We start from the raw sequence: 21,773 nt of genomic DNA, 5'->3' as shown, positions 1-21,773 counted from the left end.
GAACCCCAGCCCCGCTCACCGGACAAGGAAACCATGCGCCCGCAGCCGCTCGCCGCTTGTTTCGCTCTGGCTTTCGCCCTGACCTTCGGGGCCGCCCAAGCTGATCCGTCGTCTGACTCACCCGCCGTCCCCGCCACGCCGGCACCGGCCGTAACCGGCAACGTGGAGGCCGGCAGAACCCTGGCCTACACCTGCCAGGGCTGCCATGGCCTGACCGGCTACAAGAACGCCTACCCCAGCTATCGCGTGCCCAAGATCGGCGGGCAGTCTTCGGCCTACCTGACCCAGGCGCTGATGGAATACCGGCAAGGCAAGCGCAAGCACCCGACGATGCAGGCGCAGTCGATGAGTTTCAGCGCTCAGGAAATCGCCGACCTGTCCGTCTATCTGTCCACCCTCAAATAAGCGCCGACCATGACGAAAGCCACGCACGCAATGCGCCTGTCCATCGCCCTGTTCGCCGCCGTTGCCATGGCTGCGTGTTCGCAGTCCGAGGTGGAATCGACCGGAAAGTCCGCCACCGACCCCGGCCATGCCAGCGGCGAGCACAACTCCCGCTCCTCGGCCGGACTGCCCCAGGGCCGCATCGCCGCCGGCGAGCAGCTGGCCGCGGCCAAAGGCAAGGCTACCGGGCAGAGCTGCATCGACTGCCATGGGGCCGATGGCAACGCTCCGATCGACCCGACCTATCCCAAACTGGGCGGCCAGTACGGCGACTACCTAGCCCATGCACTGCAGACGTACCGCGGCGGTACCCGTGATCACATGCTGATGACCCCGCAGGCCAAAGACCTGAGCGATCAAGACATCGCCGATCTGGCGGCCTACTTCGGCTCGCGCCCGAGCCAGCTGCGCGACCTGCACGGGGTCGACTGATCCACCCTGCATTTGGGTTTCCAAAGCCGCCGGGAAGGCGGCTTTGTTCTGTCAGCCCACCCGCAAACGCCCTCGGGCGCAGCTGCCGGTGGATATGCCGTTTTTCCGATGCCTGATCTGCGCGGAGAACTTCCCCGCTATCGTCGCCGCAGAGACCGCCGCCATCGGCTTCCATGCAACGCGTTTGATCCCACCGGTGCGGCCATGGCGATCGCATTGGAATGGTTGCGTCAGGAAGAAGCGCTTGAGGTTCCTGCCAGGCTCCGCACCGAAGATGCACGGGGCTTCTTCGAGCAGAGGGTTGAAAGCGCCCCCGCTACCGCGCGCCCGCCAGACAGCGGTTTCACTTCTTTCATCACAGGCAGCTGACCAGCAACACACCGGAAACCACCGCCGCTGACACGCATCAGCGGCTGCCGTTGTCTTCCTGCAATTCCCTCTTGAACGGGATATCCGGCGGCGGCCGTGCCTCGGCCGGCTGCTCCTGCATGTTCGGATCGGTCAGGCCGCAGCCGCCGCCGAACTGCAGCAGCGACACCACGCAGGAAATCCTGCTGCTGGAGCCGGGAATCGGAATCTCGATGCTCTTGATGCCCTTGCGCACCCACTCGGCCAGCAGCGACTCGCTGGGCACCCAGTACTTGTCGAGCGAGGTCGGCGTGTAGTCGTACGGCGGGCGTTTGAGCCAGGTGCCGGACTGGGCGATGCGCTCACGGCTCCAGCTGTCCGACTCGCCTCCCGGCGCACCGCGCGGGGAATCCTGGCCCCGCCCTTCGCTGCCAGCCAGTCGCACCGAGCCATCGGCGTTGAACAGCCCCTCGCCCTGGTCCGCCCGCCCGCCAGCATCGCCCGCCATCGGCCGCTGTGAGGCGCCCCAGTCGTCGCCGCGGGTGGGCGTAGCCCAACCGCCACTGCGATCCTGCGGCCTCGGCCCGGCCCCGGCACTGCTGCCGGAGCGCGGCACGGATGTCGCCGCCATACCCGTCGAGGCAGCTCCTTCACGCTGAGCGGTCACGTCCGCCCGCGCACTGCCCGTGGCTGTGGCCATCGTCCCCTCGGCGGGCGCGGGCGAGGCTACTGGCGCATCCGGCACTCCGGGCAGCTGTCGTTCGCGCACCGCCACCGGCGGCGCACTCACCTGCGCATTGATCTCGGGTGACCTTACCGCCGCCATCGGCACATTGCGCTGCGGCGCGGTCTCGATCTGCCGTTCGGCCACCCCCAATTCGGGCGACCGCACCTGCACTTCGACCGCGCGCGCGCGCGGCTGGGTCAGTACCACCGGCTGGGAGGGTGCCACCTCGATCTGGCGTTCGCGGACCTGGACCTGTGGCAGCCGCAGCTGCGGCTGCAGCTCGACCGGGGTGCGTATCGACTGCATCGGCTGTGGGCGTTCCACCGCGGTTTCGACCGTGCGTTCCCGTACCGCCTGCACCCGCGGGCTCACGATGGGCGCATTCACGGCCGGTGGCGGCACCACGAACCGGCTGGTGGGCCGGGTCGTTTCAGTGACCTGCAAGGGTTGTTCGGCCGTCGGTTCGGGAACCGGTACCGGCTTGGACGCGTCAATCGACATACTCTCGAATGCGTCCATCTCCGCGGTCGAGTCCGGAGCAGCGACCGCCTCCTGCGCCGCGGCCGAAGCTGAAGACGACGCCGCTGCCGCTGGCTGCGCAGACGCCGGGATCACCGTGTCAGCCCCGGCATTGGCCACCTGCCCGGCTGCCACTGCGGCCTGCGGCGTACCGCCCCCCTCATCCTCGGGCGTACCGCGGCCGACGTATTCGATCTGTACACGCGCGCCCTCGTCGGCACTGTCCTCGGGGGCATTGCTACGCACCAGCGCGACCCACAGCAGCAGCATCGCAAACAGCAGATGCAGGCCGGCGCTGAAGAAACCGGCGAACCAGCGCAGCCCGCGTTGATCAGGCGGCGGCGGATCACCGCCATGCCAGAACATCAGCAGCATCGTGCGCCACAGCGGCACCAACGGCGCGGCGCCAGGGGACGGCCGCGCCGGCCTGGCCGCCGCCGTGGCCAGCATCTCGCTGTGGGTGAAGGCGGAGATCGCCCGGGATACGCGGGTCTGCAGCCAGTTGCTCCAGCTGTAGGGCATGCGCGTGCGGCGGTCGTGCAGAATGCTCACCTGCCGGCGCGCGGCCAGCAGATTTACCAGATCACTGACCGGTGTCCCCGGCATGCGGCGGGTGTCGCCTCAGCCCGCGGTTTCGCGTGGGATGTAGGGCGCCTGACCGGTGTCGTGGTCGGTGGCGTCGCGTACTGCGGTGATACCGGGCACCCGGCCCATCAGGGTCTTCTCGATCCCCTGCTTCAAGGTCACATCGGCCATGCCACAGCCATGGCAGCCACCCCCGAAGCGCAGCAGCACCACCCCGTCGGCGGAGACTTCCTGCACCGCGACACGGCCACCATGCGAGGCCAGCTGCGGGTTGATCTCGTTTTCAACCACCCAGCGCACGCGCTCGACCATCGAGGCAGCCTCGCCGGGCGCTTCACCCTTGATCTTGGGCGCTTTGATGGTCAGCTGCTGGGTGCCGGCGGCCTGGGTGACGTAATCGATTTCGGCACCGTCCAGCCAGCCCACGCTGGTGGCATCCACATACAGCGTGAAGCCGTCGCAATCGATCGCCCATTCGTCGCCGAGCAGATCGGCCGGTTCGGCGAACTCCAGGCGCGCATCGGCGCGCGGCGTTCCGGGGTCGACGGCACTCAGGCGCACGCCCATGCCGGGCACGGCCTCGCGTTCGATGAGCTTGCGGAAATGGGTCTGAGCGGTATCTGAGATCTGGATCATGCGGGTATTCTAGCCGCGTCTTGGTTGACGCTGATGGGACACTGCTTCCCCGCGCACCATTGTCCAGTCCCCTGCCCGATGGAGGTTCCCGTGGCCCCTGACCTGATACCCCTGGCGCAAGCCAGCTGCATTCCACGCAAAGGCAGCGAGCATCGCCTCGGCCAGGCCCGTCTGGCCGAACTGCTGCCGCAGGTTCCCGGCTGGGAACTGGCCGAGAACGGCCAGGCACTGCTGCGCACCTTCCGTTTCGACAACTACTACCACACCATGGCTTTTGTGAACGCCTTGGCGTGGATTGCACACGCCGAGGATCACCATCCGGATCTGGGCGTGCATTACGACCGCGCGGTCGTGCGCTTTTCCACCCACGACGTTGGCGGTCTGAGCGAGAACGACTTCATCTGTGCCGCCAAGGCCTCTGCGCTAACGGAGCAATGACATGAAACTGCGCCTGCTGTTGGGCTCCCTGACCACCGTTGCCGTGCTCGGCGCCTGCAATTCGCCGCAGCCACCGGCCAATGCCGTGGTCGCCCCCACCGAGGTTGCCGCCCTGCAGACCCCGCCGCCGGACTATCCGGCAGAGCTGGCCTGTACCGGCGTGGGCGGCAAGAGCGTGCTGAACGTACTGGTCGGTGCACAGGGCACGCCGACCGACGTGACACTGGTCACCAGCAGCGGCAACAGCCAGCTGGACGACTCGGCCATCACCCGCGTGCGTGAATGGAAGTTCAAGCCGGCCACCCGCAACGGCCAGCCGGTCCCCACCACGATCCAGGTGCCGGTCAGCTTCAACCCGCCGCAACCCAAGCCGGACGAGTGCTTCGCGATCGAGGAGCGGATGCGCCGCGGCAGCTGAGCCTCTTCTCCCCCGGCGCGCATCCGATGCACGAGATTCCCAGCGGCAATCTCTGGATCGCGTTCTCATTGACGCTGGCTGCCGGCCTGGCCACCGCCATCGGCAGCCTGATGGTGCTGTTCTCGCGGCGCCCGAACCCGCGCCTGCTGGCGTTCGGACTGGCCTTTGCCGGCGGCGCGATGGTCTATGTGTCGCTGTCGGAAATCCTGAACAAATCCATCGCCTCATTCACCTTGGCCCATGGCGACAGACTCGGATTCACCTGGGGCACCCTCTCGTTTCTGGCCGGGGTGCTGCTGATCGTCGCCGTCGACCATCTCATACCCAACCCGCACGAGACCCTGGATACGCGGGACCCCGCCCTGCGCGCCGACAACCGCAACCACATCCGCCGCGTCGGCCTGCTGAGTGCGCTGGCGATCACCGCGCACAACTTCCCCGAAGGCCTGGCCACCTTCTTCGCCACCCTGGAAAGCCCCTCGGTCGGCGCACCGCTGGCCTTCGCCATCGCCATCCACAACATTGCCGAAGGCATCGCCATCGCCGTGCCGGTGTACTTCGCCACCGGCAGGAAATCCTGGGCCTTTGCCGCCAGCCTGCTGTCGGGACTGGCCGAACCGGTGGGCGCGGGGATCGGCTATTTCGCCCTGGCCGACATGCTCTCGCACGACACCTTCGGCGTCGTGTTCGGGCTGATCGCCGGGATCATGGTGTTCCTGGCGCTGGACGAACTGCTGCCGGCCGCCAAGCGCTACGCCCAGGGCCACGAGACCGTCTACGGCCTGGTGACCGGCATGGCCACCCTCGCCATCAGTCTGGTGCTGTTCAAATGGTAGGCGCCGGCGGCGCCCACCACCCCAGGCTCAGGCCAGCCGATTCAACGCCTCAGCCAGCTCCGGCGCCAACGGCGCATTGAGCAGATACGGGGTCTTGCCGCCATCCAGTGCGAACTCCAGCGAGGCGGCATGCAGGAACAGGCGTTTGAGCCCGATCTGCTCACGAAAGCGCTTGTTGACGGCAGGATCGCCGTACTTGTCGTCACCTGCGACGGGATGGCCGATATGCTGGGCATGCACGCGGATCTGATGGGTACGGCCGGTCTCGATCCGCACTTCACAATAGGAGTGCCCGCCGCGCCGCTCCAATACCCGGAAATGGCTCAGCGAGGGCTTGCCGATCGGATTGACCTGGACGTGACGTTCACCGCCCTGGCGCAGGCCGACATGCAATGGCGCATCCACGCTCATCACCCCGTCGGGCATGCGCCCGGCCAGCAGAGTCAGGTAACGCTTCTGGATGCCGCCATGGTCTTCCCGCAGCAGCGCCTGCAACTCGACCAGCGCCGAGCGCTTCTTGGCCATGATCAGCAGGCCGGAGGTGTCGCGGTCCAAGCGGTGCACCAGTTCCAGATTCAGGTTCGGTCGCAATACCCGCATCGTCTCGATCGCACCATGGCTGATTCCGCTCCCGCCATGGCTGGCGACCCCGGTCGGCTTGTTGATCACGAGCAACTTGGCGTCTTCAAAGACGATGGCCGCTTCCATCACCTGCAGGAAACTTGCGGGCGGGGGCGTCTTTTCTCCGGCCTCGGCGAGACTGACCGGGGGCACCCGGACCTCGTCCCCCGCCTCCAGTTTGCGCTCGGCCTTGGCCCGGCCACCATTGACCCGCACCTGGCCACTGCGGACCAGTTTGTAGACCAGGCTGCGCGGAGCACCCTTGAGCTGGCCCAGCAGGAAGTTGTCCAGCCGCTGTCCGGCCCTGTCTTCAGGAACCTTGATCATGCGCACACTGGTTTTGCCCGCAGGCGACGTGGGGCGGTGTTCGGAGTCAGTCATGAGCCTATTATTCTGTTACACTCGGGGGGCGATATAAGGGATTGATTTCGTTGGAAGTTGGTCAGGGCCAGAAGCCCCGCTTCCCACGAATCCGGCACAGTGCGCGGCCACCGCCCCCGGGGCGGCCATGTTAGCGGCTCGTCGGCGTCTCCGGCCATCGCCAGATGCCCAAAGCATCTGTGCTGGACGAAACATATGTCCCGTGCGACGCCCCCGGCCACGGCCGGATGCAGTCGCCGGCCCTGAAAAACCTAAAAACAAGAAACAGAAGCGCTCCCGCGGCCTGCCGTGGTGTTGCAGCGCTGGAAACCCAAGCCGCCCTACCCGCGCCTGCGCGAATGGGCGGTGACCCGTGTCCAGAGGCGAAACGCCATGGCGTTCCGCGCGGTAGCAGCGCGCGAGGAACGCACAATGAAGCGAATGCTGATCAATGCCACGCAGGCCGAAGAACTGCGCGTGGCCATCGTCGACGGGCAGAACCTGTACGACATCGATATCGAACAGCCATCCAAGGAACAGAAGAAGTCCAACATCTACAAGGGCCGCATCACCCGTCTTGAGCCGTCGCTCGAGGCCGCCTTTGTCGAGTACGGCGGTGACCGCCATGGCTTCCTGCCGCTGAAGGAAATCTCCCGCGATTACTTCCAGGCCGGCGTTGACCACAACAAGGCCACCATCAAGGAGCTCCTGCGCGAAGGCCAGGAAATCGTCGTCCAGGTCGACAAGGAAGAACGTGGCAACAAGGGCGCCGCCCTGACCACCTTCATCTCCCTGGCCGGCCGCTACATGGTGCTGATGCCCAATTCCCCCTCTGCCGGCGGCGTGTCCCGTCGCATCGAGGGTGAAGACCGCGCCGCGCTGAAGGAAGCGCTGGACAAGCTGAACATCCCCGACGACATGGGCGTGATCATCCGCACCGCCGGCGTCGGCCGCGATGCCGAAGAGCTGCAATGGGATCTGGACTACCTGCTGCAGGTCTGGCGCTCGATCGCCGAAGCCGCACTGACCAAGCCGGCCCCGTTCCTGATCTACCAGGAGTCGCGCCTGATCGTGCGCGCCCTGCGTGACTACCTGCGCAGCGACGTCGGCGAGATCCTGGTCGACACCGAAGAGCTGTACGAGACCGCACGTGACTTCATGCAGCAGGTGATGCCGCAGACCCTGCGCAAGCTCAAGCATTACAAGGACGACATCCCGCTGTTCAACCGCTTCCAGATCGAATCGCAGATCGAGGCGATCTACGAGCGCAACGTGCGCCTGCCGTCCGGCGGCTCGATCGTGGTTGACCAGACCGAGGCGCTGACCGCCATCGACGTCAACTCGGCCCGCTCCACCAAGGGCAGCGACATCGAAGACACCGCCTTCCAGACCAATCTGGAAGCGGCCGAAGAAGTCGCCCGCCAGTTGCGCCTGCGCGACCTGGGCGGCTTGGTGGTCATCGATTTCATCGACATGTCCTCCAGCAAGCACCAGCGCGAAGTCGAAAACCGCCTGCAGAACGCACTGAAATACGATCGCGCCCGCGTCCAGCTGGGCCGTATCTCGCGCTTCGGCCTGATGGAAATGAGCCGCCAGCGCCTGCGTCCGAGCCTGGGCGAATCCAGCCAGATCGTCTGCCCGCGTTGTGACGGCCAAGGCCGCATGCGCAGCATCGAGTCGCTGTCGCTGTCCATCATCCGCGTGGCCGAAGAGCATGCGATGAAGGAAAACACCGGACAGGTGCTGGTCCAGGCCCCGGTCGAGATCGCCAACTACCTGCTCAATGAAAAGCGCAGCGCGCTGCGCGAGATCGAGCAGCGCCACGATGCCCCGATCGTCATCGTCGCCGACGAGCAGCTGCACACCCCGCACTACGAAGTCACCCGCCTGCGCGACAACGAGCTGGGCGAGGAAAGCGCACGGCCGAGCTATCAGCGCGGCACCCCGCGCAAGCTGCCGGTACATGCCCTGACCAAGGCCCAGCTGAACATCCCGCCGGCACCGGCGGTAACCCAAGTCAAGCACAGCCAGCCGGCTCCGGTCCGTGAAGTGGTCGAGGCAATCCCGGCTCCCGCTCCCGTCGCAGCGCCCGCAGCACCGGTTGCCGGCGGCGTGATGGGCTGGCTCAAGCGCGTGTTCGGTGGCGAGCCAAGCGCTGCCGCGCAGCCGGCCCAGCCCCAGCGGCCGGAAGGCGGCCGCGGCAACCGCAATGACCGCAACCAGCGCCGCGAAGGCAATCGTGGCAACGGGGGCGGCAATGGCCAGCCGCAACAGGCCCGCAATGGCAACCGCCGCGATGAACGCAAGGACGATCGGCGCCAGAACGCGACCAGTCCGGCGTCGCAGACGCAGGACAACCTGCAGCCATCGCCATCCAAGCAGCCGCGCAACGAGCAGCCGCAGCAGCCCAAGCAGCCGCGCAACAACGAGCAGCAACCCAAGCAGCCGAAGCAGCCCAAGCCGCAGAAGCAGCCCAGGCCGCAGCAGGAGAGCGACAAGGCCACAGCCGCCGCATCCGAGAAGCAGCCCCGTCAGCCGAACGCGGAAGCCGCACGGGCGGGCGCCATCCCGGCCGAGGTCAAGCCCATGCCCGCCCCGCCGGTAGCAGCCGGTGAAGTCGCGGACGCCACGGAAACCGTGGTGCAGGACAAGGCGCCCGTCACGCAGGCACTCAACGCGGCGGTCACCGCCGAAGAGCAGATCGCCATCGCGGCAACGGAAATCGAGAACGGGGGCGAACCCTCCGCCAACAGCGACGAAGGCAATGGTGAAGGCGGCAGCCGTCGCCGCCGCGGTCGCCGCGGTGGCCGCCGCCGCCGTCGCGGAGGGGCTGACGCCGCGGGCAACACCGATATCACCGGTACGGACGACGACAACGCGGATGCACTGGATGACAGCGAAGTCGATGCCGTCCATACCGCAGCCCAGCCGAGCAGCCAGCAGCCGGAGTTCGACTTTGACGATGAGCCGGCCGCTGCTGCACCGCAGGCACCCGTGGTGAAGGCCGAAAAGCCGGCCGCACCGGCGCCGGTTGCAACCACCGCTGTTGCTGCCGCGGCCGCCCCGGTGGAGATCACCCCGCAGGCCACGGCTACCGCCGAGGTGGAAGCCGCAGCGCCGCAGCCAACCGTGGCGGCGCCGGAAACCGCCATCGTTGCCGCACCGGCCGTCAGCGCACCGGCCGACGCAGCGCCTCCGGCTGCTCCGGCGGCGTCCGCCCCTCCGGCGGAGGTGGTCACAGAAGTGGTCGTCGAGGCCCCGGCCGTCACATCCGCACCGGCTGCAGTGCGACCGGAGAATGGGCAACTGTTCACCGCGCAGGAACCGGCTCCTGCGACTGAAGCCCCGGCCGAGCAGGCCGTCACCAGGACCGCGCAGGAAGTTGCTCCGGCACCCCCGCCGGCCGCAGCGGAACCGGCGGTCGTGACGGCGACGGAAGAGGCCAACGCGGAGAAGGAAGAGGACCAGGCACCGCGCAACGCCTGATCCACGCGCCTGGTATGAAAAACAGAAAAGCGGCCCATGAGGCCGCTTTTCTGTTTTCAAGGCTGCGCGCCCTTCCCCGGCGCGCGTCAGGCGGGCGCCTGCGGCAGACGGGTCAACACACGTTCCTTGCAGGATCCACGATGCCGTACTGGGCCGCCAGACGTGCCAAGGCGATGTTGTCTTGCACCTTGATCTTTTCGAACATCCGCGTCTTGTGCGTGTTCACCGTCTTCGCACTCAAGCTCAACCGGCGCGCGATCTCCTCCTGGCGGTAGCCCTGGATCAGCAACAGGGCAACTTCCATCTCCCGTCGCGACAGCTCATCGAACGGCGAGCCCGGTCCGATTTTCGCCAGCGCCAGATTCTGCGCGATGCTGTTGGCCAGGTAGCGACGGCCCAGCGCGACATCGCGGATCGCCTTGACCAGCTCCTGCGCATCACCGCCCTTGCCCACATAGCCCGATGCACCGGCCTCCATCAGCCGCTGTGGCATCGGCCCGTCTTCCAGCACCGATACGATGATGACCCGCGTGCCATGCTTGCCCTTGATGATGCGCTCGGTGATTTCCAATCCACTCAACCCCGGCAGGTGTAGATCACACAACACCACATCGGGCTTGAGCTGCCGGATCTGCGGCAAGGCCAGCTCACCACTCTCGGCCTCACCCACCACCTCGATATCGGCCTGCCCGCCCAGAATCATCTTGATGCCGGTGCGTACCAGGGCATGGTCGTCAATCAAAAAAACTCGGACAGTCATTGCAGGATTCCCCGAAGACGAACCAACAGATTGAGCCCGGCCACGCCTTGCAGTGCGTGCAGCGGTTGATGGTATTCCCCTCATCAACCCCGGTGGTGGGCCCTGCGCATTATCGACCAGAATCGGCGACGCCGGAGTTTTTCAGGTACCGACGGGTGCCTGTTCGCCGGAGCCAACCCCACAACAGCTGCAGCAGCCGCGCCACTCTGAGCTGTCGGCTGGCCACCAGCCATAAGGGCATTGCCCGCTTTCCACTAGGAATTTCCTGATACGACAATCGTCAGGCAGGCAAAGTGTGACGGCGTCGAAACATCAGCAGATACACGCCCAGCACCCACACCAGGGCCGCACACCAGCCGCCCAGAATGTCGGACGGAAAATGCACGCCCAGATAGATGCGTGACAGACCAACCAGCACGACGAACAGCAGCGCCCAAACCACTACCGGCCAGCGCCAGCGCGTGGGCCACGCCAGCAGCACCACCGTCAACGCCAGCGTCATCGACCCCATTGCATGGCCACTGGGAAAGCTGAAGGTACTTTCCGGCGCAATGGACTCCCACAGAGTCGGACGCTCCCGCTGGAAAATCTGCTTGCTGCCCACGTTCAACAACGCGGATCCCACGAATGCCATTGTCGCGAATGCCGCTTTCCGCCAACGCCGCGCCAGCATCAGCGCCCCGACAATCAGCACGTCAAGCGGAATGACACCCCATTGGTAACCCAGCTTGGACATCACCACGAAAAAGTCGTTCAACGCCGGAGAGGCCAGCGCCTTCATCCGCAGCAGCACGGCATGGTCGACATGGAGGGCCTCGGCCTCGTGGATCTCGTCGGCCAGGGCGACAAAACCGGCCAGCGGCAGCAGCACACCGGCAAACAGCAGTACCAGCCGCCACGCATTGTGCCCAAACCAGCGCCGCAGGCCGGCCGCCTCGCTCCGGGAATCAGCCGGAGCTTCGTGCATATCGGGTTTCAACGTAGTCGTCGATCAGTGCAACAAAGTCCTGGGCGATGTTCTCGCCTCGCAGCGTCACCTTCTTCTCGCCGTCTACAAACACCGGCGCGGCCGGAGTCTCGCCGGTACCTGGCAGTGAAATACCGATGTTGGCGTGCCGGGATTCGCCCGGACCGTTGACGATGCAGCCCATCACCGCCAGCGTCATGTTCTCCGCGCCTGGATGGCTGACGCGCCATACCGGCATCTTCTCGCGCACGTGGTTCTGCACCACCTTGGCCAGCTCCTGGAAGAACTCGGAGGTGGTACGGCCACAGCCCGGACAGGCCGTGACCATGGGCGTGAACGCGCGCTGCCCGGTGGTCTGCAGCAGCTCCTGCGCGACGATGACTTCCTGCGTGCGCGACTGGCCCGGTTCGGGGGTGAGCGAGATGCGGATGGTGTCGCCGATCCCTTCCTGCAGCAGAACCGCCAACGCCGCCGACGAGGCGACGATGCCCTTGCTGCCGATGCCGGCTTCGGTGAGCCCCAGATGCAGGGCGAAATCGGAGCGGTTGGCCAAGTCACGGTAGACCGCGATCAGCTCCTGCACGCCGCTGACCTTGGCCGACAACACGATGCGGTCACGTGGCAGACCCAGCTCGACGGCGGTTTCGGCCGAATCGATTGCCGAGCGGATCAGCGCCTCGCGCAGCACGCGGCCGGCATCCCACGGTTGCGCACGCTGGCTGTTCTCGTCCATCAGCCTGGCCGCCAGCGACTGGTCCAGCGAGCCCCAGTTGGCGCCGATGCGTACCGGCTTGTCGTACTTGATGGCGAATTCGATCAGCTGCGCGAACTGGGTGTCCTTCTTCTTGCCGAAGCCGACGTTACCCGGATTGATGCGGTACTTGGCCAACGCCTCGGCGCAGGCCGGTTCGTTGCCCAGCAGCTGATGGCCGTTGTAGTGGAAGTCACCGATCAGCGGCACATCGATGCCCATCATCGCCAGTTTATCGACGATGCGCGGAATGGCGGCCGCGGATTCGGGATTGTTGACAGTCAGGCGCACCATTTCCGAACCGGCCCGCCACAACTCGGCGACCTGTTTCACGCTGGCGGCCACATCGGCGGTGTCGGTGTTGGTCATCGACTGCACAACCACGGGGTGGCCGCCCCCTACTTTCACCCCGCCGATATTCACGGACTGGGTTATGCGGCGGGGCCACGCGGTAGCGTCGGTGGGCGGAGTCGGTCGGGTCACGGCGTCATGCATGCGGCCATTTTAGCGCGCCTGGCCATCGTCGGGCATGAACCTTGCGGTGGGCTTTATCCACCTCGACAGCATACGATTGACCAATGAACACCCGCGACACTTCTTTCCTGCGCACCCTGTGCAGTCTGCGCTGGCTGGCCACTGCCGGCCAGGCCGCCACCATTCTCGTCGCCACCTGGCTGCTGGGGCTGGAGCTGCCACAACTGCCGCTGTGGGCCGGTGTCTTCGTGCTGGCCCTGTTCAACCTGTACGTGCAACTGCGCGTACATGACAGCGATGTGGCACCGGCCACGGCGTTTGGCCACATTCTGGTCGATGTCACGGTACTGACGTGGATGGTGGGCTGGAGCGGCGGCATCAGCAATCCGTTCGGCTCCCTGTTCCTGATCCTGATCGCACTGGCGGCGCTGGCCCTGCCGCTGCGCTGGACCCACGCGGTAGCCGCCGCCTGCGTGGGTGGCTATGCGCTCAGTGCGGCATTCGGTCTGCCACTGCAAGGCGGCCATTTCGATTCGATGAGCCTGCATCTTTGGGGCGCGGCAGCCAACTTCCTGCTCTCCAGCGTCGTGGTGCTGGTGTTCTCCACCCGTCTGGCCGCGGCGTTGCGCGAACGCGAGAACCAGCTGGCGCTGCTGCGCGAGCGCTTCGTACGCAACGAAGGCATCGTCGCCCTGGCCACCCACGCCGCCTCGGTGGCGCACGAACTCAACACCCCGCTGGCGACCATGACACTGCTGACCGACGATATCGCCGAGCAATGCGCCGACGATCCGGAGATGCGCGAGGACCTGGAAACCCTGCGCGAGCTGCTGGTGCAATGCCGGGAGCGCGTCCTGGCGCTGGCAGCTCCCGCCGAAGGCGTACGTCGCAGCCGCAGCGTGGCATCCATCGGCAGCGTGCTTGAACAATGGCGCCTGGTACGCCCGACCATCCAGCTGCGGCGCAATCCCGATGCGCCCTTGCAGCTGAAGCTGGACCCCGGCGTGGGCCACCTGCTGCAGGTACTGTTGAACAATGCCGCTGATGCCGGCGAAGGCGCCGGACGCCCGCAAGTCGACCTGGATCTGCAGGTAAGGGACGGCCAGCTCTACGGCGAAGTGCGCGACTATGGCCCCGGCTTCAATGCCGACGCCGCCGCGCTGCCCGGCACCCTGTTCAACAGCGGCAAAACCGACGGCATGGGGGTCGGCCTGGCGCTGTCCCATGCCACCATTGAACGCCTGCATGGCGAGTTGTGGCTGCGTCCTGCCGAGGGCCAGGGAGCGCGCGTCGGCTTCCGCCTGCCGCTGGACAATGCCGAGGTAAATACATGAACACCCCTGTGACCCACGGCCTGCTGGTCGACGATGATCCGCTCTATCTGCGCACTTTGCAGCGCACCCTTGCCCGGCGCGACATCGAAACAATCACCGCCACCGATATCGACAGCGCACTGCAACTGGCCACCCAGGCGCCCCCCGCGTTTGCGCTGATCGACCTCAAGCTTGGCACCGAATCCGGACTCAACCTGATCCAGCCCTTGCGCGAGCTGCGTCAGGACATGCGTATTCTGCTGGTGACCGGCTATGCCTCGATCGCGACCGCGGTCGAAGCGATCAAGCTGGGCGCCGATGACTATCTGCCCAAGCCGGCCACAGTGCAGATGATCCTGCGCGCGCTCGGCGAGGACGACGAGGCAGGCGACGAGCCCGAAGAAGTCGAGCCACCCGATGCGATGACGCCGATCAGCCGCCTGCAGTGGGAGCACATCCAGCAGGCGCTGCATGAGACCGGCGGCAATGTCTCGGCCGCTGCACGCCTGCTGGGCATGCACCGGCGCTCGCTGCAGCGCAAGCTGACCAAGCGCCCCAGCCCCGAGCGCGATCCCAACCGCTGAACGGGAAACGCCGCGCATCGCTGCACGGCGTTTCTGATCACACGCTGCTGCAGCGCGCGGCTCAGCGCAGACGGGCCAGCACTTCGCGGGTCATCGGATCGGCAATATCCACCGCCTCACCCTGCAATGCCGGCAACAGCTGGCTGGCCAGCTGCTTGCCCAGCTCCACACCGAACTGGTCAAAAGCATTGATGTCCCAGATCAGCGACTGCACATATACCGCGTGCTCGTACATCGCGATCAGTGCGCCGAGTGCCTGTGGGGTCAGCGCATCGAGCAGAATCAGTGTGCTCGGACGGCCGCCCGGGTACTGGCGGTGCGGGTCTTCGCTGTGCTGGCCGTTGGCCAGCGCCTCGGTCTGCGCCAGCAGATTGGCCAGCAGCGCCTGGTGATTGATCGCGTAGGGATTATCGCTGCGCACACAGCCGATGAAATCGGCCGGCACGATGCTGGTGCCTTGATGCAGCGCCTGGAAGAAGCTGTGCTGCACGTCGGTACCGGCACCACCCCACCATACGGGCACCGTGTCGCCACCGACCGGGCTGCCGTCGAGCTTGACCCGCTTGCCGAGGCTTTCCATCACCAGCTGCTGCAGGTAGGACGGCAGCAGCGCCAGCCGCTGGTCGTAGGTCATCACCGCATGCGTGGCGTAGCCGAGCATGTTGCGGTTCCAGATATCGGTCAGTGCGTGCAGCACCGGCAGATTGCACTCCAGTGGCGCGCTGGCCGCATGCACATCCATTTCCGCAGCACCGGCCAGCAACTGGCCGAAGCGTTCGAAACCGATCGCCAGTGCGATCGGAAAACCGACTGCCGACCACAGCGAGTAACGTCCGCCCACCCAGTCCCACATCGGCAGCACACGCTCGGCGGCGATATCGAAGGCCTTGGCGGCGCGCTCGGGATTGGCACTGACCGCGTACAGGCGCTCGCTGCCGCCCAGCCAGTCACGCAGGATCTTGCCGTTGAGCAGGGTTTCCTGGGTGCCGAAGGTCTTGGAAATCAGGATGCCGACCGTGGTCGCAGGATCCAGTGTGGCCAACGTGCGCTGCATGGCGGCGCCGTCCACATTGGAAACGAAATGCACGCGGAAACGCGCACCCGCCGCCGGACGCAGGGCATCGGCCACCAGTCGCGGGCCCAGATCGGACCCACCGATGCCGACACTGACGATGTCGGTGACGTTGCTGGCTTCCAGCTGCCGGATCAACGCACCCATCCGCTGCTGCACGGCGGCCGCCTCGGCATGCGCGGCAACCGCGGCCGGCGCGATGCTGGCATCGCCGCGCAGCGCGCTGTGCAGCACCGCGCGGTCTTCGGTGATGTTGATCCGCTCACCGCCAAACAGCCGCTGGAAACCGCCGGCGACATCGCGCGCGGCGGCCAGCTCCAGCAGCGCCCGCAGCGCGGCCTGATCGTACTTCTGCCGCGCGAAATTCACGTACAACGGACCGACCTTGAGCGCCAGGTTTTTCACCCGATCCGGCTCGGCAGCCAGCAGTGAAGGGATACCCGTGCCCTGCAAACGCTGGGCATGGGCGTGCAATACGTCGAATCCGTTGTTCTTGGTCATGCGGCCTGTGTGGGGATGCTGTCGTTGGTGTGGGAAATACGGTTGTCGCCGTCAACGTAGACCAGCTTGGGCTTGAAGCTGTCGGCTTCTGCTTCGCTCATGCTGGCGAAGGCGGCGATGATGATGATGTCGCCCACCTGCACGTGGCGCGCGGCACCGCCGTTGAGCGAGATCACGCCGCTGCCGGCTTCGGCACGCAGCGCATAGGTGGAAAAACGCGCGCCGTTGGTGACGTCCCAGATGTGCACCTGTTCAAACTCGCGGATACCGCTGGCCTGCAGCAGGTTGTCATCAATGGCGATGGAGCCCTCGTAGTTCAGCTCCGAATGGGTGACGGTGGCACGGTGGATCTTGGTTTTGAGCAGGGAGAGATGCATGGCAATGCCGAAACTGCGTATGAAAACGCGCAGTCTAGCACCGGCACAAGGCCCTGCCCGCACTGCAGCATGACCTTTCCCGCGCGCCGGCCCCGGATATGCCGATGGCGCCACCAGGGCGCCATCGGCAGTCATTTCATGAACCGGATGGGACAGACAAAGTCCCATCGCCCCGCATTCAGAACTCTACGTTGTCGATCAGCCGGGTGGTGCCGAGCTTGGCCGCCACCAGCGCCACGCGCCGGCCGTCGTTGCTGTCGCCCGGCTCGGACAGGTCCGGCATCCGCACCACTGCATAATCAACCCGATAGCCTGCGGCTTGCAGCTGCGCGGCCGCGTCCGCCTCCACCGTGGCGCGGTCGGCACCTGCCAGATAGGCATCGCGCATCGCCAGCAACACCGTGCGGATCACGGTCGCCTGCGGGCGCACATCGGCGGTGAGGTACTGGTTGCGCGAGCTCATCGCCAAGCCATCGGCCTCGCGCACGATCTGCCCGCCGAGGATCTCGATCGGGAAGGCCAGATCGACCACCATCTGCCGGATCACCGCCAGCTGCTGGTAATCCTTGCGGCCAAACGCCGCCACATCCGGCTGCACCTGGTTGAACAGTCGCGTGACTACCGTGCAGACGCCATCGAAGTGACCGGGACGATGGGCCCCTTCCAGCAACGAGCTGACACCCGGCACATGCACACTGGCAGCCAGCTCAACGCCAAACGGGTACATCGATTCGACCGTCGGCAGCCACAACACGTCACAACCGGCCTGCTCCAGGCCACTGGTGTCGGCTTCCGGGGTGCGCGGATAGCGGGTGAAGTCCTCGTTCGGGCCGAACTGGGTCGGATTGACGAATACACTGGAAACCACGCGATCGGCATGCTGGCGCGCCAGCTCCACCAGCGAATAGTGGCCAGCGTGCAGGTTGCCCATGGTGGGCACCAGCGCGACGCGCAGACCCTGACGCTTCCAGCCGGTGACAATGGCACGCAGCCGGGATAGTTCGGTAACGGTTTCAATCATGATGCGTAGGCGTGTTCTGCGTCAGGGAAGGTACCGGCGCGGACCGCGTCGGCATAGGCACGGACGGCACCGGCCACCGACCCGCCCTCGGCAAGGAAATCCTTGACGAACTTGGGGCGTCGATGACCGCTGTCCAGGCCGAGGAAATCATGCAGCACCAGCACCTGCCCGTCGCACTCGGGGCCGGCACCAATACCGATGGTGGGAATGGCGGTCTCGGCGGTGACGCGCCCGGCCAGCGGCGTTGGTACACATTCGAGCACCAGCAAGCTGGCGCCCGCCTCGGCCACGGCCTTGGCATCGTCCAGCAGCTGCCGGGCGGCATCGCCCCGGCCCTGCACACGGTAGCCCCCCAGGCGCAGCACCGATTGCGGGGTCAGCCCCAGGTGCGAACACACCGGAATCTCACGCTCGACCAGGTGGCGGATGATGTCCAGCTTGAAGCCGGCACCTTCGATCTTGACCATCTCGGCGCCGGCCTTGAGCAGCTGCAGCGATGCCTCCAGCGCCCGCTCCGGCGTGGCATCGGCGCCGAAGGGTAGATCAGACACCAGCAGCGCACGTTGCAGCACGCTGGCGACCGCGCGGGTGTGATAGACCACGTCTTCCACACTGACCGGCAAGGTGGAGTCATGCCCCTGCACCACCATGCCGAGCGAATCACCCACCAGGATCAGGTCAACGCCGTTGGCGTCAAACGAACGGGCAAAGCCGGCGTCGTAGGCGGTCAACATCACCAGCTTCTGGCCATTTCGCTTGGCCTCGGCCAGCGCGGGAACGGTCCAAGGCTTGCTGTCTGCGTGAATGCTCATGAATTGATAACGGTTGGCGATAAGCCACGCATTATCCCCCTATCGGATCGATACCGCAGGTTTTCACACCAGCCAGCACGTCACGCACCGTTCCATGCCCGGGGATCCAGGCCTCTGGCGCGACATCGGCCAAGGGCAGCAACGCGAACGCGCGCTCGTGCAGGTGGGGATGGGGCACCTGCAGACGCGGCAGCTGCACAACGCTGTCGGCATAGAGCAGCAGGTCCAGATCCAGCGTCCGCGGCCCCCAGCGTTCATCCGGCAGTCTTACACGACCGAACTGCTGCTCGATGGCCAACAGGTGATCCAGCAGCTGCAGCGGAGCCAGTGTTGTTTCCAGCGCTGCCGCCGCATTGATGAAAGGCGGCTGCGCCTCATTGCCCCACGCCGGCGTGCGATACAGGCGGGAGCTGCGCAGCAGCCGCGCCTGTGGCAAGCGTGCCAGCGCCTGCAGCGCGGCGCGCACCGTGGCGCAGGCATCGCCAAGATTCGCCCCCAGCCCAACGCAGGCCAGCACCATCGCGGCTACTCGCCCGAGGCGGCCGGAGCCCCGGACCGGCGACGGCGACGGCGGCGACGCGGTGCATCCCCCTCTGCCAGCACCTCGCTATTCATTTCATCAAGCGAAGACTCGAGCTGCCGCCCGGACTGCTGTTGCGCTTCGCGCCAGAACGCGATGTCTTCAGCATGCTCGGTCGAGGCGACGCCACGCAACACCAGGAAATCAAATGCCGCACGGAAGCGCGGATGGGTCAGCGTACGGAACACCCGCTTGCGCTGACGCGAGCTGAAGCGCGATTGCAGCAGCCAGATTTCCTGCATCGGCAGCGAGAACCGGCGCGGCAGCGCGATGGTGGTGAGCTGGTGCAGCGTCACCCGGTCTGCCGCGCGGCGCTGCGCCTCCTCCATCGCCACGCCCTGCTTCTGCAGCGCCATCAAGGAACGGCAGAACGCGGGCCACAGCAGCAACGCGAACAGGAATGCCGGCGACACAGGCTCGTCATTGGCCACCCGCTCGTCGGTATTGCGCAGCCCTTCGATCAGGATGCTGCGCAAGGCGCCGGTGCGGTTGCTCTTGAGCGCTGCAGCGCTTTCCGGGAACAGCACCGCCAGCAGGCCGTAGCGCTCCAGCCCCTCGAAACCGGCAACGCCATGCCCGGAAAGGAACAGCTTGAGCACTTCCTCGAACAGCCGCGCCGGTGCCGCCTCACCCAGCAGGTTGGCCAGACGCGGAATCGGCTCGGCCGTGGCCTCGTCGATCGTAAAATCCAGCTTGGCCGCCAGCCGTACCGCACGCAGCATGCGCACCGGATCCTCGCGATAGCGCTGCTCAGGATCGCCGATCAGCTTCATCGTGCGCGCCTGCACATCCTCGAACCCGCCGGTGTAATCGCGCACCGAGAAATCCTCGATCGCGTAATACAGCGCATTGCAGGTGAAATCGCGGCGCAACGCATCGTCTTCAATCGTGCCGTAGACGTTGTCGCGCACCAGCATGCCGTTCTCGACCTCGCGATCACCACTGCCATCGTCGGTGTTGGCGCGAAACGTGGCCACCTCGATGATTTCGCGCCCGAACACCACATGGGCAAGGCGGAAACGGCGGCCGATCAGGCGGCAATTGCGGAAGAGCTGCTTAATCTGCTCGGGCGTGGCATCGGTGGCCACGTCGAAATCCTTGGGACGACCGTCCACCAGAAGATCTCGGACCGCACCACCGACCAGATAGGCGGCGAAACCGGCCTCGCGCAGACGGTAGAGCACACGCAATGCATTGGGACTGATGTCCTTGCGCGAAATGGTGTGCTGGTCGCGGGGGATGGTGCGCAGCGTGAACGGCTTTGTAACTGTGGAATTGATGTTGGCGCTTCCAGTTGGGTTTACGGGATTGCCGAGCGGCAACCAGATGCATATACTAGCGCGCTCGCCGGACGCGACCAATACGCTCCCTTCGTCTAGTGGTTAGGACGTGGCCCTCTCAAGGCTAAAACAGGGGTTCGAGTCCCCTAGGGAGCGCCACGCGCCCGGCAGATCCACGCGAAACCCCGCTTATGCGGGGTTTTTGCGTTTACAGGCCCGACAATCACAACGCCGGTAATGGAGTGCCGCACCGGCATGGGCGGAGCGGAGAAGCAGGCGCCACCAGCGCACCTCCTCACGCCTCACCGTCCGGCCGGCCAGACGACACCCTCGCCCCCCATCACACCGGCGCGCGCCCGGCGGCGAATTGCAGACCACCACGCGGGCGGCCACACACATAAAAGAAAGCGCTCAAACGCCTCGAGAGTCCCCACCCCAAATGAGAACAAGTGCGCCCCAGCACAGCATCGTGCACTAGAATATGGCGGCTAATCGCCGGACCCTGCCATGCCCTTCGTCGTTACTGAAAACTGCATCAAGTGCAAACACACAGACTGCGTTGAAGTCTGCCCCGTGGACTGTTTCCACGAGGGCCCGAACTTCCTGGTCATCGACCCGGATGAGTGCATCGACTGCACGCTGTGCGAACCCGAATGCCCGGTCAACGCCATTTTCCCGGAAGACGACGTGCCAGCCGGCCAGGAAGGTTTTGTCGCCCTGAACGCCGAACTGGCCAAGGCGTGGCCGGTGCTGACCGTGCGCAAGGATCCGCCGGCTGATGCCGCCGAATGGGATGGCAAGCCCGACAAACTCAAGCTGCTGGAGCGCTGAGCATCGCCAGCGGCAGCGGCAGCACAATGAAAACGGGCGCCGATGGCGCCCGTTTTGCTTTCAACTTGGCAATACGGGTTCAACCGCCCAGCTGCGCCTTCAAGGTGGCGATCAACTTCAGCGCGGCCGCATCGGTGGCCGGCAAGCCACGCGGATCCACCGCCGAAACGTAGACGCCCGCATCGACGGCCACCACGCGCACCAGGAAGTTGCTGCCTTCGTAGCCGACATCGTAGGAGCCCAGCAGCTGCGCACGGCTGGCGATAGTCACGCCCTCGATCGCCGCAAGGGCATCGCCCACCTTGCCGAAAACGTCGTCGCGACCACCACTGACAGTGAAACCGCTCTGCGAGGCGGCCACCGTTGCCGCCGAAGCCGGGGCCGGCTTGGCTGCCGACGCCAATGCCGGAACCGGAGCCGCACCAGCGGTATTGGGCAGGGTGAGATCGGGCGGCACTTCCAGCGGACGGGCTTCCGGCGCCAAGGCGTAGTCACCTCGCGCCCCGCGCTTGAAGCAGCCGGTGGCGGCAACGGTGGTGACAACGGCAAGCAGCGCCAAAGAAAGCACGCGGAAGGTGGAGGTTTGACGCATGGTGTATC

23 protein-coding genes and 1 tRNA gene are annotated in these 21,773 nt (G+C 65.9%); 11 read left to right on the top strand and 13 right to left on the bottom strand.

The annotated features are described in order from the left end of the window. Positions 1 to 33 precede the first annotated feature (33 nt). From ACVOMH_RS07350 to ACVOMH_RS07340, 3 genes are all read left to right on the top strand, one after another. Positions 34 to 405: a c-type cytochrome gene (locus tag ACVOMH_RS07350; protein WP_481551499.1), complete on the top strand. Its 372-nt coding sequence runs from the start codon at positions 34 to 36 to the stop codon at positions 403 to 405. Positions 406 to 414: 9 nt separating this feature from the next. Beyond that, the gene (locus ACVOMH_RS07345) at positions 415 to 876 is read left to right on the top strand and encodes a c-type cytochrome (RefSeq protein WP_481551498.1); all 462 of its coding nucleotides are present in this window, start codon (positions 415 to 417) and stop codon (positions 874 to 876) included. Between the two features lie 204 nt (positions 877 to 1,080). Then, positions 1,081 to 1,245, top strand: coding sequence for a hypothetical protein (locus ACVOMH_RS07340; RefSeq protein ID WP_481551497.1), 165 nt, complete (start codon positions 1,081 to 1,083; stop codon positions 1,243 to 1,245). A gap of 37 nt (positions 1,246 to 1,282) precedes the next feature. Here the strand turns inward: ACVOMH_RS07340 and ACVOMH_RS07335 are convergent, their stop codons facing one another. Together ACVOMH_RS07335 and ACVOMH_RS07330 are read right to left on the bottom strand one after the other, a co-directional pair. Beyond that, the gene (locus ACVOMH_RS07335; protein ID WP_481551496.1) at positions 1,283 to 3,076 is read right to left on the bottom strand and encodes a DNA polymerase III subunit gamma/tau domain-containing protein; all 1,794 of its coding nucleotides are present in this window, start codon (positions 3,074 to 3,076) and stop codon (positions 1,283 to 1,285) included. A gap of 15 nt (positions 3,077 to 3,091) precedes the next feature. After that, the gene (locus ACVOMH_RS07330) at positions 3,092 to 3,691 is read right to left on the bottom strand and encodes an NfuA family Fe-S biogenesis protein (protein ID WP_054659193.1); all 600 of its coding nucleotides are present in this window, start codon (positions 3,689 to 3,691) and stop codon (positions 3,092 to 3,094) included. Positions 3,692 to 3,781: 90 nt separating this feature from the next. Between ACVOMH_RS07330 and ACVOMH_RS07325 the strand changes: the two genes are divergently transcribed. From ACVOMH_RS07325 to zupT, 3 genes are read left to right on the top strand one after another with little or no spacing between them, the layout of a single operon-like run. After that, positions 3,782 to 4,129, top strand: a complete 348-nt coding sequence (locus ACVOMH_RS07325; protein WP_481523496.1) for a 4a-hydroxytetrahydrobiopterin dehydratase — start codon at positions 3,782 to 3,784, stop codon at positions 4,127 to 4,129. Position 4,130: 1 nt separating this feature from the next. After that, complete coding sequence (locus ACVOMH_RS07320; RefSeq protein WP_481551495.1) at positions 4,131 to 4,547, top strand: energy transducer TonB; 417 nt, start codon at positions 4,131 to 4,133, stop codon at positions 4,545 to 4,547. A gap of 26 nt (positions 4,548 to 4,573) precedes the next feature. Beyond that, positions 4,574 to 5,383, top strand: a complete 810-nt coding sequence (gene zupT, locus ACVOMH_RS07315; RefSeq protein ID WP_481551494.1) for a zinc transporter ZupT — start codon at positions 4,574 to 4,576, stop codon at positions 5,381 to 5,383. 27 nt (positions 5,384 to 5,410) lie between these two features. On the opposite strand, the gene ACVOMH_RS07310 is transcribed toward zupT, so the two are convergent. Further along, on the bottom strand, positions 5,411 to 6,385 hold the full coding sequence (locus tag ACVOMH_RS07310; RefSeq protein WP_054659185.1) for an RluA family pseudouridine synthase: 975 nt from the start codon (positions 6,383 to 6,385) through the stop codon (positions 5,411 to 5,413). Positions 6,386 to 6,796: 411 nt separating this feature from the next. On the opposite strand from ACVOMH_RS07310, the gene ACVOMH_RS07305 reads away from it, so the two are divergent. Continuing rightward, positions 6,797 to 9,850, top strand: coding sequence for an Rne/Rng family ribonuclease (locus ACVOMH_RS07305; RefSeq protein ID WP_481551493.1), 3,054 nt, complete (start codon positions 6,797 to 6,799; stop codon positions 9,848 to 9,850). 112 nt (positions 9,851 to 9,962) lie between these two features. Here ACVOMH_RS07305 and ACVOMH_RS07300 read toward each other — a convergent pair whose 3' ends face one another. From ACVOMH_RS07300 to ispG, 3 genes are all read right to left on the bottom strand, one after another. After that, complete coding sequence (locus tag ACVOMH_RS07300; RefSeq protein WP_057505655.1) at positions 9,963 to 10,610, bottom strand: response regulator; 648 nt, start codon at positions 10,608 to 10,610, stop codon at positions 9,963 to 9,965. Positions 10,611 to 10,890: 280 nt separating this feature from the next. Then, on the bottom strand, positions 10,891 to 11,577 hold the full coding sequence (locus tag ACVOMH_RS07295; protein WP_481551492.1) for a phosphatase PAP2 family protein: 687 nt from the start codon (positions 11,575 to 11,577) through the stop codon (positions 10,891 to 10,893). Further along, a complete protein-coding gene (ispG, locus tag ACVOMH_RS07290; protein WP_054659267.1) occupies positions 11,558 to 12,823 on the bottom strand; it encodes a flavodoxin-dependent (E)-4-hydroxy-3-methylbut-2-enyl-diphosphate synthase in 1,266 nt (421 codons plus the stop codon). Before ispG ends, ACVOMH_RS07295 begins: the two co-directional genes overlap by 20 nt. Positions 12,824 to 12,906: 83 nt before the next feature. Here ispG and ACVOMH_RS07285 point away from each other — a divergent pair, with 83 nt between their 5' ends. Further along, positions 12,907 to 14,136, top strand: a complete 1,230-nt coding sequence (locus ACVOMH_RS07285) for an ATP-binding protein (protein ID WP_481551491.1) — start codon at positions 12,907 to 12,909, stop codon at positions 14,134 to 14,136. Further along, the gene (locus tag ACVOMH_RS07280; RefSeq protein WP_481523488.1) at positions 14,133 to 14,699 is read left to right on the top strand and encodes a response regulator transcription factor; all 567 of its coding nucleotides are present in this window, start codon (positions 14,133 to 14,135) and stop codon (positions 14,697 to 14,699) included. Before ACVOMH_RS07285 ends, ACVOMH_RS07280 begins: the two co-directional genes overlap by 4 nt. A gap of 61 nt (positions 14,700 to 14,760) precedes the next feature. On the opposite strand, the gene pgi is transcribed toward ACVOMH_RS07280, so the two are convergent. The 6 genes from pgi to pcnB form a co-directional block, all read right to left on the bottom strand. Then, positions 14,761 to 16,272, bottom strand: coding sequence for a glucose-6-phosphate isomerase (gene pgi / locus ACVOMH_RS07275; protein WP_481523487.1), 1,512 nt, complete (start codon positions 16,270 to 16,272; stop codon positions 14,761 to 14,763). Beyond that, positions 16,269 to 16,649 (bottom strand): aspartate 1-decarboxylase, encoded by a 381-nt coding sequence (panD, locus tag ACVOMH_RS07270; RefSeq protein ID WP_481523486.1) that lies wholly within the window; start codon positions 16,647 to 16,649, stop codon positions 16,269 to 16,271. The genes pgi and panD overlap by 4 nt, the downstream gene beginning before the upstream one ends. A gap of 178 nt (positions 16,650 to 16,827) precedes the next feature. Next, on the bottom strand, positions 16,828 to 17,670 hold the full coding sequence (gene panC / locus ACVOMH_RS07265; protein ID WP_481523485.1) for a pantoate--beta-alanine ligase: 843 nt from the start codon (positions 17,668 to 17,670) through the stop codon (positions 16,828 to 16,830). Continuing rightward, a complete protein-coding gene (gene panB / locus ACVOMH_RS07260; RefSeq protein WP_481523484.1) occupies positions 17,667 to 18,482 on the bottom strand; it encodes a 3-methyl-2-oxobutanoate hydroxymethyltransferase in 816 nt (271 codons plus the stop codon). The genes panC and panB overlap by 4 nt, the downstream gene beginning before the upstream one ends. Positions 18,483 to 18,513: 31 nt before the next feature. Beyond that, positions 18,514 to 19,002 (bottom strand): 2-amino-4-hydroxy-6-hydroxymethyldihydropteridine diphosphokinase, encoded by a 489-nt coding sequence (gene folK, locus ACVOMH_RS07255; protein ID WP_481523483.1) that lies wholly within the window; start codon positions 19,000 to 19,002, stop codon positions 18,514 to 18,516. Between the two features lie 5 nt (positions 19,003 to 19,007). After that, positions 19,008 to 20,384: a polynucleotide adenylyltransferase PcnB gene (gene pcnB / locus ACVOMH_RS07250; RefSeq protein WP_481523482.1), complete on the bottom strand. Its 1,377-nt coding sequence runs from the start codon at positions 20,382 to 20,384 to the stop codon at positions 19,008 to 19,010. Positions 20,385 to 20,426: 42 nt separating this feature from the next. On the opposite strand from pcnB, the gene ACVOMH_RS07245 reads away from it, so the two are divergent. After that, positions 20,427 to 20,501: transfer RNA gene (locus tag ACVOMH_RS07245), tRNA-Glu, on the top strand. Positions 20,502 to 20,849: 348 nt separating this feature from the next. Continuing rightward, the gene (gene fdxA, locus ACVOMH_RS07240; protein WP_054656826.1) at positions 20,850 to 21,173 is read left to right on the top strand and encodes a ferredoxin FdxA; all 324 of its coding nucleotides are present in this window, start codon (positions 20,850 to 20,852) and stop codon (positions 21,171 to 21,173) included. Between the two features lie 79 nt (positions 21,174 to 21,252). Here fdxA and ACVOMH_RS07235 read toward each other — a convergent pair whose 3' ends face one another. Beyond that, positions 21,253 to 21,765 carry a hypothetical protein gene (locus tag ACVOMH_RS07235; protein WP_481551490.1) on the bottom strand — a complete coding sequence of 171 codons (513 nt, stop codon included), beginning with the start codon at positions 21,763 to 21,765 and terminating at the stop codon, positions 21,253 to 21,255. Between the last annotated feature and the right edge of the window lie 8 nt (positions 21,766 to 21,773).

It is taken from the genome of Stenotrophomonas sp. STEN013 (genome assembly GCF_056760355.1).
This window is presented reverse-complemented; position numbering and strand designations above follow the sequence as displayed.